Raw genomic sequence first — 10,423 nt, 5'->3', positions numbered from 1 at the left:
GTGGACCGCCCGCATGGGTGACCACCCGCAGGGTGTTCGTCAGCCATAGATCACGGTGGGCCGCAAGCCACGAAGTTATCGGCTGGTCGATTCCGGCGATGCCGTCGCCCTCGAGCACGTCGTCGAGCACTTCGGTGAAGCCGACCGCCAATGACACCACCACGGCGAGCCCGAGAAGCAACGCGATGCCGGCGACCTCGCTCGTGGGTAACCGACCGGTCGCCGGCCGCCCCTTTTCGCCGATCCGCCCCCGGACCCATCTCATCGCTTCGCCGATCGCGGGAACTTCGGACATCCGCTCCCTGAATCCGCGCAACCGCGTGCCATGTCGCGCAACCCAGATCGCCGCCCAGACAAGCAGTGCGAGCGCAGCCACGGTGCCGGCGCTGACCAGCCCGAAACCGCCGGCACCGGATCCATACGGCTGGTGCATGTTCGCCGGTAGCGCCCTAGAACAGCAGGTAGCGGTAGGCGGGTGAGCCGGGTTTCAGGGTCTCGACGTGCAGCTCCGTCGCGCGCATCCGGGCCAGTAGGCCATCCAGGTCGGCGGAGGATCCCAACTGGATGCCGACCAGCGCCTCGCCGGTCTCCCGGTTGTTGCGCTTGACGTATTCGAACAGGGTGATGTCGTCGTTCGGCCCGAGCACCGTGTCAAGGAAGCGGCGTAGCGCGCCGGGCTCCTGCGGGAAGTCGACCAGGAAGTAGTGCTTGAGGCCGAGGTGGATCAGCGAGCGCTCGAGCACTTCGCCATAGCGCGACACATCGTTGTTGCCGCCCGAGACCAGGCAGACCACCGTCGAACCGGGCTCGATATCGGCGTCCAGCAATCCGGCGACCGACAGCGCGCCCGCGGGCTCGGCGATGATGCCCTCGTTCTGATAGAGGTCGAGCATCGCGGTGCACACCGCTCCCTCGTCGACCGCGGTGATCGACACCATGTCGCCGGCCGCCGCCAACGCGGCGTAGGTCAGGTCTCCGGCCCGCCGCACCGCGGCGCCGTCGACGAACTGATCGACGTCGTCCAGCGTCACCGGCTCCCCGGCGGACAGCGCGGCCATCATCGCCGCGGCGCCGGCCGGCTCGACGCCCAGCACCGACGTGTTGTCGGTGCGCTCGGCCAGATAGGTGGTGATGCCGGCGATGCAGCCGCCGCCGCCCACCGGGACGACCACCAGATCCGGCTCGCTGTCGAGCTGGTCTAGCAGTTCCGCGGCGATCGTGCCCTGGCCCGCCATGGTGCGCAGGTCGTCATAGGGCGGAACCAGAATGGCACCGGTGCTTTCCACGTCGCTCAGCGCCGCCTCGGCGGCGAGGTCGTACGTGGCGCCACCCACGATCAGGTCGATGAAGTCGCCACCGTGGTAGCGGATCCGGTCGCGCTTCTGCATGGGCGTCTTGGCCGGCACGTAGACGCGGCCGCGCACCCGCAACATCCGGCACGCGTAGGCGAAGCCCTGCGCGTGGTTGCCCGCCGACGAGCAGACCACCCCCGCGGCAAGCTCCGCCTCGGACAGCTGGACCAGCAGGTTGTATGCGCCGCGCAGCTTGTAGGAGCGCACGATCTGCAGGTCCTCGCGCTTGAGGTAGACCTGCGCGCCGGTGATCGCCGACAACCGGTCGCTGAACTGCAACGGGGTGGGCGTGACCACCGCGGCGATCCGCTTGGCCGCGCCGTCGATGTCAGCCGCGGATAACGGCGAGACGCTCGGGTGATGGCTCAATTCGGCGGACACTGGTCAATGGTGCCACGGCAGCCGGCCAACTCCGGAATTCAGCCGACCGGGGTCAGCACGAATACCGGGATCTGGCGATCGGTCTTGGTCTGATATTCGGCGTAGTCGGGCCACGCCGCCACGGCGCGCTCCCACCAGGTCGCCTTCTCTTCGCCGGAGACCTCGCGGGCATCGTAATCGCGGGTCACCGGGCCGTCCTGCAGCTCGACGCGGGGGTTTTTCTTGATGTTGTGGTACCAGACCGGGTTCTTCGGCGCGCCGCCCAGGGAGGCGACGACCGCGTACTGGCCGTCGTGCTCGACGCGCATCAGCGGCGTCTTGCGAAGTTTGCCGGTCTTGGCGCCGACCGTGGTCAGCAGAATGATCGGCTTGCCCTTCATGTCGGCGGCCTCGGTTCCCCCCGACTCGGCATACTTGTCAGCTTGCTCGCGAGACCAATCCAGTGGCGACGGCTCGTACTCTCCTTCTAGCGGCATGTCGTCAACTCTAGGCGCGCTCGTCGAGGTCGTCTCGCATCGCCGCGTTGGGCCGCACCTGTCGCAGTCGGGGACGGGCACGTGCTACATCCGGCCCGGCGCGGCCGGCGATCACGGAGACGGGCCCGTGAGGTAGTGGGCGAGCACCGGGCGCAGCCATTCGGTCAGCGTCGCGTCATCCATCGCGACTAGCGCCGGCACGCCAACGACGTTGCGCGCCATAGCGATTCCCAATACCTGCGATCCCACCATCGCGGTCCGCTCGGCGGCGCGGTCAGGGGTGACGGTGGTCAGGGCCGGCGCCACCTTTTCGACAAACACTTCCAGTAGCGCGTCGGCGGCGGTGCGGTTGGTTGCGGCCGCGCGCAGCAGCGGCAGGAAAGACCCGGCCGGATCCCACACCCGGACGAGAAAAGGCACCAGCACGTCGGCGATGCGTTCGGGGGCGAGGCCGGTGAGGTCGGGAAAGGTGATCTCAAGCCGCGAGACCGCGGCGAACAAGTCGGCCTTATTGCCGAAGTAGTGCATCACGAGCGCGGGATCGACCCCGGCCTCGGCCGCGACAGAACGGATGGTGGTCCGCTCGAAGCCGTGGGTGGAGAACAGCGTGCGCGCCGCACTGAGGATCGTCGCGCGGGTGACCTTGCCGTCGCGGGTGGGCATGCTTAAATTCTAATTCAACAACTGTTGACATCGCTACCACGTGGGCTTACGTTGATTTCAACAGTTGTTAAATCGTTTCTCCGAGGAGGTCAGACATGACCGTGACCGTGATCCAAATCGGGCTCGATCCCGACGTGATCGACTACTCGTCCCCGGAGTTCGCTCGGTTCGCGAGCCTATCCAAGGAGGTGCTGCGGGCCGCCAATGACGACAACGTCGCGGGTTTGCGCGCCGCCGGCTACCAGGTCGACAACTGCCTGATCGACTTCGGCGCCGCGGGCGCCGCGAAGGCCGGCGAGTGGCTCCGCGCCAGGCGCTACGACGCGGTGCTGATCGGTGCCGGAATTCGCCTGGTCGCCGGCAACACCCTGCTGTTCGAGGCGATCGTCAACACGGCGCACGCCACCCAGCCCGGCTGCCGCTTCGTCTTCAACCGGGCGGCGCAAGCCACCCCCGGCGACATCCGTCGCTGGTATCCCGAACCGGAAGAAGCGATCCGATGAGTACAACCGCTGTTCGAGTTGTCGACGTCCTGGTGGTGGGGGCCGGCCCCACGGGCCTGACAGCCGCGGGTGACCTGGCCCGTGCCGGACGGTCGGTGACGGTGCTGGAGCGCTGGTCCGCTGAGAACCCGACCAGTCGCGCGTTCGCCGTCATGCCCCGGACGCTGGAGATCCTCGATGCGCGTGACGCGGCCGACGAACTGCTGGCGGTCGGCCAGCGCGGACCGGACGTGACGCTGTTCGCCAAGGCCCGCCTCGACCTGACCCGCCTCGACTCGGCCTACCCGTTCGTCTTGATCACCCCGCAGACCAACGTCGACGCGGCGCTGCGCCGCTACGCGGTGGCCGAAGGGGCCGAGCTGCGGCGCGGCGTCGAGGTGGTGGCGCTCGAGCAGGATGCCGACGGCGTCACCGTTACCGCCCGCCCCAAGGACGACGATGACCCAGCACACCGGCAAACATGGCGAGCGCGGTACGTGATCGGCGCCGACGGCGCGCACAGCACGGTCCGAACGCTGCTGGGCACCGACTTTCCCGGCAAGACGGTGCTGACCTCGCTCATGCTGGCCGACGTCAAGCTGGCCCACGGCCCCTCTCGCGGCGGGTTGGTGGTGGGCACCACCGGTGACGTCCTGGGGTTCTTGGCGCCGTATAACCGCCACGACGAGGACGGTTCGTGGTACCGAGCTTTGGTATGGGACCGCGACCACCAGCTGCCTGACAGCGCGCCCGTCGACGACGACGAGATCATCGACGTGCTGGCCCGCGCCATGGGAACCGATTTCGGTGTGATCGAGATCGGCTGGAAGTCGCGATTCCATTGCGACGAAAGGCAAGTCGCGCGGTACCGGCACGGACGGGTGTTCCTGGCCGGCGACGCCGCGCACGTGCACTCCCCCATGGGCGGCCAGGGCATGAACACCGGCATCCAGGACGCCGCGAACCTGGCCTGGAAGCTCGACGCGGTGCTCGGCGGCGCCGACGACGGCCTGCTGGACACCTACCAGGACGAACGTCACCCGATCGGCAAGCGGGTGCTGTTGCAGTCCGGGATGATCGCGCGCGGCGCGACGCTGCATTGGCGGCTCGCGATCTGGCTACGTAATCTGCTGGTCCCCAACCTGCTTCGGATTTCGGCGGTGCAGGATTTCGTCGGGGGCAGCTTCGCGGGCACGACGTTGCGTTACGGCCGGCGTGGCCTGGCCGGCACCCGCGCCGACGCGATCCCTCTCGTCGAGGGGCGCCTGAGGCACCTGCAGCGCGGCGGCGGCTTCGTCCTCATCCGCGAATACGGCGCCGCCCCGGTCGAGACACCCGGGGCGCTGCAGGCCGAGCGGGCCGACGCCGGACCGGCCGTGCTGGTACGCCCCGACGGGTACATCGCGTGGGCCGGCGCGTCGGCGCAGGCGGCCGACGCGGTCGCGAAGATCGCCCTGCCCGCGGCGGTTACCCTGCCCGCAAAGTGATTTCGTTCTAGTCCGTGTTCTCGGTCTGATGGGCAACGAACGACCGCAGCCGACGGCGGGTTTGGTGGTCCTCCGCGCCGGGCTCGCCGTCGCTGTGCCGGCCCCGCGTGTAATCGCCTTGCCATGGCGCCTTCTCGTTGTCCGCGGCTTCCTGCTCGCGGCCCAGCGCGCCACGTGAACCGAGGAAGTGCTCGTGCTTGCGGTGCAACTCCTCGTCGGAGTCGATGGGCCTGAGCTCGGGGGCGAACTCCTCGAGCTCGGCGCGGCGTTGTGGCACGATCATGCAGATCGGCTCGTCGACCTCGAATCGCACCGGCATGAACTCGCGGGTGAACTTCCAGTTCATGCTGAAACTCGAACTGGACCAATCGGTTTCGACGATGCCCTCCAACGGCGAGATGGCATCCTTCGGATGGTTGGCCGGCCCGCGGACCAGCAGGTTGTAGCCCGGCGGGGTGCGGAACAGCATCGGCAGGTGCCAGGTCAGGATGCCGTAGCCGAAGTGGCTGGAGGGCAGGAACTGACCACTCTCGCGGGTGTCGGGCGCGATCATCACGTTCGTGCGGTCATTGCCGCCCATCCAGGTAGCGGTGAACGCGCTGCGGTTGCGCACCTCCCAGCCGCTCTGGTTGGCGATCAGCATGGGCAGGCATCGATGCGGCCACCCTTGCCGCATCTCCGACATCCACGTCCGGCCTATCGGCGCGGGACTGATCGGCGGCGCGATGTCGTGGGTGACGTACCCGATCAGTGGACGGGATTGCCCACTGGATTTCTCACTCATCACACCCTCGCTTCACCGGCCGGTGCCGACCGTCACCGGCGTCGCCAACGCACTATTGCGCCCAAACGTTAACGGTCCGTGAATCCCGCCGCGCGCCGTCATTCAGCGCCTCAGCGCGAGCCGGCCAGCTCCGCGATGGTATTCACCCGCCGGACGGCCGCCGCGACCTCATCGGCGAACTCGCGACGCCGACGGGCGACATCCAGGTCCTCTACGCCGTCCACCAACTCGCGATGCCGCGCCAGCCGCAGCGCGGTCTTGAACAACTCCATCGACCTCGACTCGGCGCTGGCGATCCGTCGTTGCAGCTCCCACTGCTTGCCCACCTCGAGGCACTCGGCCAGAAACGCCTTCTCATCGAACGATTCGTCATCGTAGGCGGCGAGCCGGTCGGCGACGATGTGATACGCGTCGAGGAACGGGCGCAGCACGAGGTGCGCCAGCAGCACATCGGCCTTTTCCAGTAGGCCGCGCACGTCGGCCGCGCTGGCCGCCTTGCTGGTGTCATCGACCCGCCCGATCAGCCGCACCTCGTCGGCAAGCTCCTTCTCGAACTGCGCGCGCGCCGAGAACAGAAATTCGAATTTCAGCAACTCGCGCAGGCTCAGCGCCTCATCGCGCACAGCCGTCGGCTGCACCAATCCATCCACCGAGCCCTCGGCGTCCTCAATGGCGGCCAGCAGAGCCGTCTCGGCGATCGCGCGGTCGACCACGATGTGAATGGCGGCGTTGCGGTAGAACGCGGCGACCAGGTGCTGCTCCGCCCCGATGCCCCAGACCGGTTCGGTGCCGGCGTCGTAGACGCTGACGACGCCGGAGGCGACCAACTGATGCAGGGTCCAGCGGATGGTCGAGCGATTGGTCAGGTCGGCGGCGCCGGCCACCTTCCAGTTGCGCGCCGCGATGTAGCTCGCCAGCGGACGCACGGTGGCCAGCACCTCACTGATGGACAGTGAGCGGTCGGCGCCCAGCAGCGCGAGGCTGACCACCGCGGTCGGGGTGACGGGCGTGGCGCGGTTGATCCGGTGCTCGACGTCCAGCGCGATGCGTTCGATCTCGGTGCCCGTGCCGGACTCCTCGGCGCGCAGCTCCTCGAGACGCTTGCGCAGCGGCAGCGGTTCACCGAAATCGAGGTAGGCGCGGCCCAGCCGCTCGCCTTGCTGTCGCGCCAGCCGGACCAGGAAGCGAAAGTCTTCAGGCCGCTTCGTCGCGCCGTAGGCCTCGGTGGTCATGGCTTCCACCTCGTGCAGCTGGTCGTACACGATCGAGGTCGGCACCAAATACACCTCGGGGCCGTCGATTTCGTCGACGGCGTCGCTGATGTACCGCAGGATCCCGAACACCGGCGGCCGCAGCTTGCCCGTCCTGGTCCGGCCGCCCTCGATCGACCAGGTGAGGTTGACGTGGGATTGCACCAGCTGCGCAGCGTACGCACGCAATACGAATCGGTAGACGGGAAGGTCTCTAGTCTGGCGTCGGATGAAGATCGTTCCGGTGCGCTTTGCCCAGGCACCCATCGGGAAGAAGTTCAGGTTGGCCCCGCCGAAGGTCAGCGCGGGTGAGACCCGGTTGGCTTGGATCACCTCGGGCAGCAGCAGCCCGTCCAGATAGGAGCGATGCGAAAAGGCAAACGCCAGCGTGGCTTTGCGGTCCAGCTTGCGCAAGTGGGCGATCTGGTCCTCGTCGGTCAGCACATCGTAGGCACGCATCAGCCAGCAACTGAAGCTACGCCAGGCTTTTACCGCCCGCTCGTCGAGCGAGGGTGCCATCTCGCGCAGGTAGCCGGCGGCCTCGGCACGCACGCTGTCCGGTTCGCGCCCGAGCTGGCCGGCCAGCTCGACCAACCGGTCGTCATACCAGGGGGCGCTTAATAGTTTGCCGACCTCGGCCGGATCTGTCGACAACGGTGACGTCGATTCCTCGACGATACCGGTGCGCTGCAACAACTCTCGCACCCTCGACCGGCCGATTTCCCGGGCGGTGGCCGCCGGTCCCCCGCTCATGCCGGCTGCACCCTGGCCGCTTCGGCGGGCTCGTGCACCTCCGGGTGCGGTTCGGCTGAGTAGAGCTGCTCGATCTCGTCGGCGTACTTCGCCATGATCGGCTTGCGTTTGAGCTTCATCGTCAGCGTGATCTCGTCACCGCCGGGCTCCCACAGGGTGGGCAGGATGCGGAACCGCTTGATCTGCTCGACCCGAGAGAGTTTGTCGTTGCCCGCGGCCACCCCCGCGGCGATCTCCGCGATCACCTCCGGGTCGGCGGCGAGCGCGGCGGGCGAGGCGCCGGATAGGCCGCGCTGGGCCGCATACGGGCCGACCGAGTCGGCGTCGAAGACCATCAGCGCGGTGTTGTACGGCCGCCCCTCACCGATGGTGATCACCACGCCCACCATGGGGCAGGAAGCCAGGATGGCGTTCTCGATGTTGGCCGGCGACATGTTCTTTCCGGCCGCGTTGATGATCAGCTCCTTCTTGCGGTCGACGATGCGCAGGTAACCCTCGGCGTCGACCTCGATGATGTCGCCGGTGTGCAGCCAGCCGTCGGCATCGATCGCCTCGGCGGTCTTCGCCGGTTCCTTGCGGTACCCCTGCATCACCAGCGGACCGCGGATCAGATATTCGCCGTCCTCGGCGACTTTGCCCTCAAGGCCGGGAAGCAGCTTGCCGACCGTGCCCAGCCGCGTGTCGTCCGGATGTGACACGCTGGCAGCGCAACTCAGCTCCGACATGCCCCAAACCTCGCTGATCGGGATCCCGATCCCCGCGAAGAATGCCAGCGTCTCCTTGGGGATCGGCGCCGCGCCGGACACGGCCCAGCGCAGTTCGCCGAACCCGAGCCGCTCGCGCAGCTTGGACAGCACCAGTTCGTCGGCTTGAGCCCACTCCGCGGCCAACTCGTCCGACATCTCGCCTCCGGCCACCAGAGCGTCGGCGCGCTTGCCGGCCACCGACATCGCCCACCGCAACGCCTGGCGTTTTGTCTCGTCTGTTTCGTTGGCGACGACGAATTCGATTGCGGCCTTGAGCTTCTCCCATACCCGCGGCACCGCCCCCCAGACTGTGGGCCGCACATCGGGCAGCGCCGCCGCAATCGCCCGCGCGTCAGCCACGGGGGTGACCTGGGTGCCGAACACCTCGAGGGGGTACAGGGCCATCATCCGGTCGGCGATGTGGGCCGACGGCAAGTACGACGTGGTCCGATCACCGAACCGGCTGCCGAGCACGCCGTCAAGTCCGTAGGCCTCGAACAGCAGACTGGCGTGCGTCATCTCCACCCCCTTGGGATTTCCGGTGGTCCCGGAGGTGTAGATGAGGGTGATGACGTCCTGAGGACGCACCGCTCGCCACGTCGCCTCGAAGTCGAAATCCGTTTGCGCGGCGGCGTACAGGTCGTCCACGGAGATGGTGCCGGGCGGCGAACCGTCGATGCAGACGATGTGCTCGATCGGTGCACCGCTGGCGCGAATGCGGTCGACGTACTGCGCCTCGCAGATCGCCACCTTGGTGCCGGCGTTGTCGAACAGGTATGTCAGCTGCTCGGCGGGCAACGTGTTGTACACCGAAAACGATGTGGCCCCTAGGTGTTGGGCCCCTATCTCGAATGGGTAGAACTCGATGCGATTGGCCATCATCAGCGAGACCGTGTCACCTCGCCGGACTCCCAGACCCGCCAGGCCGGCGGCGACCTTGCGCACCTGCGCCGCAAGCTCTCGCCATGTCAACACCTGGGTGTTGCCGGGGGTCCGGAGCGCGACGGCCTCCGGATCGATTGACGCGGTGCGCTGGAAAGCCTCGCAAAAGGTGGCCGGATCCTGCGCTGTCGTCATTTCCGTCCTCCTCGGCGCGACATCAGCACTGCCTTCGTGAGCCTACGTCCGGGCACAGGGGCAGGGGACATATCGGGCAGGTTCGCCATTTCACGACTCGGGACGCCAGAGCTGCACCGTGCTCGTGACACCGCCCGGTAATTCGATCAGCTCGATCGGCGTCCCATCGGGGTCATAGATGAAGAACATCCGCACGCCCCCGATGTCGACGGGCGGGTCGGCCCGGACGCCGGGATGGTCTCGCGTCACCGTCTCGTAGGCGGCGTCGAGATCGGCGACGCGAAACGACATGTTGGTGTAGCCCAGGTGCGGGCCGCTCGGACACTCGGGCACCGCGCCCAACGACAACAGCTCCACCATCGCCGCCCCGATCAGACCGCCGATCATGCGGCCCCGCTGGGCGGCACCGCCGGTGACCGAATCCAGTCCGGCGCCCTCGAGTTCGATGTCGAACACCACGTCCATGTCCAGCACCGCGGTGTAGAACGCCAGCGACGCCTCGATGTCGGACACGCCGATGCAAACGTGGGAGAAGTTCTGCACGGCGATGGGCTGGCTCATGCGGACTCCCTGCCGGCGTGGGGCGGATGAATGCCACAGGTGCAGGCGTCAATCGAGGGACACGTACAGCGCATCCCCCACTCGATGACGGCCCGGGCGCGCGCCAGCGACTCCATGTGGGCGTCGATCTCGGCCAGTTTGGCCTCGGCCAGGGCGCGGCTGACCGGCCGTCCGGGAGCGTCGTCGGCGAACAACAGCCGGATCTCTTCGAGCGAGAAACCGGCCGATTTGCACAGCGCGATCACCTCGAGGCGGGCCAGGATCGAGCCGTCGTACCGGCGCTGACCGCCCAGTCGCGCCGGCTCCGGCACCAGGCCGATCTGCTCGTAGTAGCGCAACGCCGTCGCCGCCACCCCGGTCTGGCGCGCAACGTCCCCAATCGTCAGGCTTGGCGCCATGGCACCCTCCCGA

Annotated in this window: 10 protein-coding genes and 1 pseudogene; 2 read left to right on the top strand and 9 right to left on the bottom strand. The window is 67.8% G+C overall.

Going from position 1 to position 10,423, the window contains the following annotated elements; all coding sequences use genetic code 11:
* The 4 genes and pseudogenes from A5652_RS15170 to A5652_RS15155 form a co-directional block, all read right to left on the bottom strand.
* Positions 1-433, bottom strand: a pseudogene (locus tag A5652_RS15170) (PAP2 family protein); the annotation flags it as partial.
* 16 nt (positions 434-449) lie between these two features.
* Entirely contained in the window at positions 450-1,733 is a 1,284-nt protein-coding gene (gene ilvA, locus A5652_RS15165) for a threonine ammonia-lyase (protein WP_067352747.1), read from the bottom strand.
* Positions 1,734-1,771: 38 nt separating this feature from the next.
* Positions 1,772-2,209 (bottom strand): nitroreductase family deazaflavin-dependent oxidoreductase, encoded by a 438-nt coding sequence (locus A5652_RS15160; protein WP_067352744.1) that lies wholly within the window; start codon positions 2,207-2,209, stop codon positions 1,772-1,774.
* Between the two features lie 111 nt (positions 2,210-2,320).
* Positions 2,321-2,872 (bottom strand): TetR/AcrR family transcriptional regulator, encoded by a 552-nt coding sequence (locus A5652_RS15155; RefSeq protein ID WP_067352741.1) that lies wholly within the window; start codon positions 2,870-2,872, stop codon positions 2,321-2,323.
* Positions 2,873-2,967: 95 nt separating this feature from the next.
* On the opposite strand from A5652_RS15155, the gene A5652_RS15150 reads away from it, so the two are divergent.
* Positions 2,968-3,375, top strand: coding sequence for a hypothetical protein (locus A5652_RS15150; protein WP_067352738.1), 408 nt, complete (start codon positions 2,968-2,970; stop codon positions 3,373-3,375).
* A complete protein-coding gene (locus tag A5652_RS15145; protein ID WP_067352736.1) occupies positions 3,372-4,841 on the top strand; it encodes an FAD-dependent oxidoreductase in 1,470 nt (489 codons plus the stop codon). The genes A5652_RS15150 and A5652_RS15145 overlap by 4 nt, the downstream gene beginning before the upstream one ends.
* Positions 4,842-4,848: 7 nt before the next feature.
* On the opposite strand, the gene A5652_RS15140 is transcribed toward A5652_RS15145, so the two are convergent.
* The 5 genes from A5652_RS15140 to A5652_RS15120 all read right to left on the bottom strand — a co-directional run bounded on the left by A5652_RS15140 (position 4,849) and on the right by A5652_RS15120 (position 10,410).
* Entirely contained in the window at positions 4,849-5,625 is a 777-nt protein-coding gene (locus A5652_RS15140) for a DUF6065 family protein (RefSeq protein ID WP_067352733.1), read from the bottom strand.
* A 110-nt stretch (positions 5,626-5,735) separates the two neighbouring features.
* On the bottom strand, positions 5,736-7,628 hold the full coding sequence (locus tag A5652_RS15135; protein WP_067352730.1) for a lysophospholipid acyltransferase: 1,893 nt from the start codon (positions 7,626-7,628) through the stop codon (positions 5,736-5,738).
* Entirely contained in the window at positions 7,625-9,451 is a 1,827-nt protein-coding gene (gene fadD11, locus A5652_RS15130) for a fatty acid--CoA ligase FadD11 (RefSeq protein ID WP_067352728.1), read from the bottom strand. Before fadD11 ends, A5652_RS15135 begins: the two co-directional genes overlap by 4 nt.
* Positions 9,452-9,541: 90 nt before the next feature.
* Entirely contained in the window at positions 9,542-10,012 is a 471-nt protein-coding gene (locus A5652_RS15125; RefSeq protein ID WP_067352726.1) for a VOC family protein, read from the bottom strand.
* Complete coding sequence (locus A5652_RS15120; protein WP_067352722.1) at positions 10,009-10,410, bottom strand: MerR family transcriptional regulator; 402 nt, start codon at positions 10,408-10,410, stop codon at positions 10,009-10,011. Before A5652_RS15120 ends, A5652_RS15125 begins: the two co-directional genes overlap by 4 nt.
* Between the last annotated feature and the right edge of the window lie 13 nt (positions 10,411-10,423).

Origin of the sequence: Mycobacterium sp. 1165178.9, from assembly GCF_001673555.1 — a bacterium.
Classification (GTDB): domain Bacteria; phylum Actinomycetota; class Actinomycetes; order Mycobacteriales; family Mycobacteriaceae; genus Mycobacterium.
The sequence above is the reverse complement of the archived record's forward strand: the minus strand, read 5'-3'. Positions and strand labels throughout refer to the sequence as shown.

Excerpts from the sequence above, each read along its gene's own strand:
- A5652_RS15160 (WP_067352744.1), bottom strand. The coding sequence starts at position 2,209 with ATGCCGCTAGAAGGAGAGTACGAGCCGTCGCCACTGGATTGGTCTCGC.
- A5652_RS15155 (WP_067352741.1), bottom strand. The coding sequence starts at position 2,872 with ATGCCCACCCGCGACGGCAAGGTCACCCGCGCGACGATCCTCAGTGCG.
- A5652_RS15150 (WP_067352738.1), top strand. The coding sequence starts at position 2,968 with ATGACCGTGACCGTGATCCAAATCGGGCTCGATCCCGACGTGATCGAC.
- A5652_RS15145 (WP_067352736.1), top strand. The coding sequence starts at position 3,372 with ATGAGTACAACCGCTGTTCGAGTTGTCGACGTCCTGGTGGTGGGGGCC.
- A5652_RS15140 (WP_067352733.1), bottom strand. The coding sequence starts at position 5,625 with ATGAGTGAGAAATCCAGTGGGCAATCCCGTCCACTGATCGGGTACGTC.
- A5652_RS15135 (WP_067352730.1), bottom strand. The coding sequence starts at position 7,628 with ATGAGCGGGGGACCGGCGGCCACCGCCCGGGAAATCGGCCGGTCGAGG.
- fadD11 (WP_067352728.1), bottom strand. The coding sequence starts at position 9,451 with ATGACGACAGCGCAGGATCCGGCCACCTTTTGCGAGGCTTTCCAGCGC.
- A5652_RS15125 (WP_067352726.1), bottom strand. The coding sequence starts at position 10,012 with ATGAGCCAGCCCATCGCCGTGCAGAACTTCTCCCACGTTTGCATCGGC.
- A5652_RS15120 (WP_067352722.1), bottom strand. The coding sequence starts at position 10,410 with ATGGCGCCAAGCCTGACGATTGGGGACGTTGCGCGCCAGACCGGGGTG.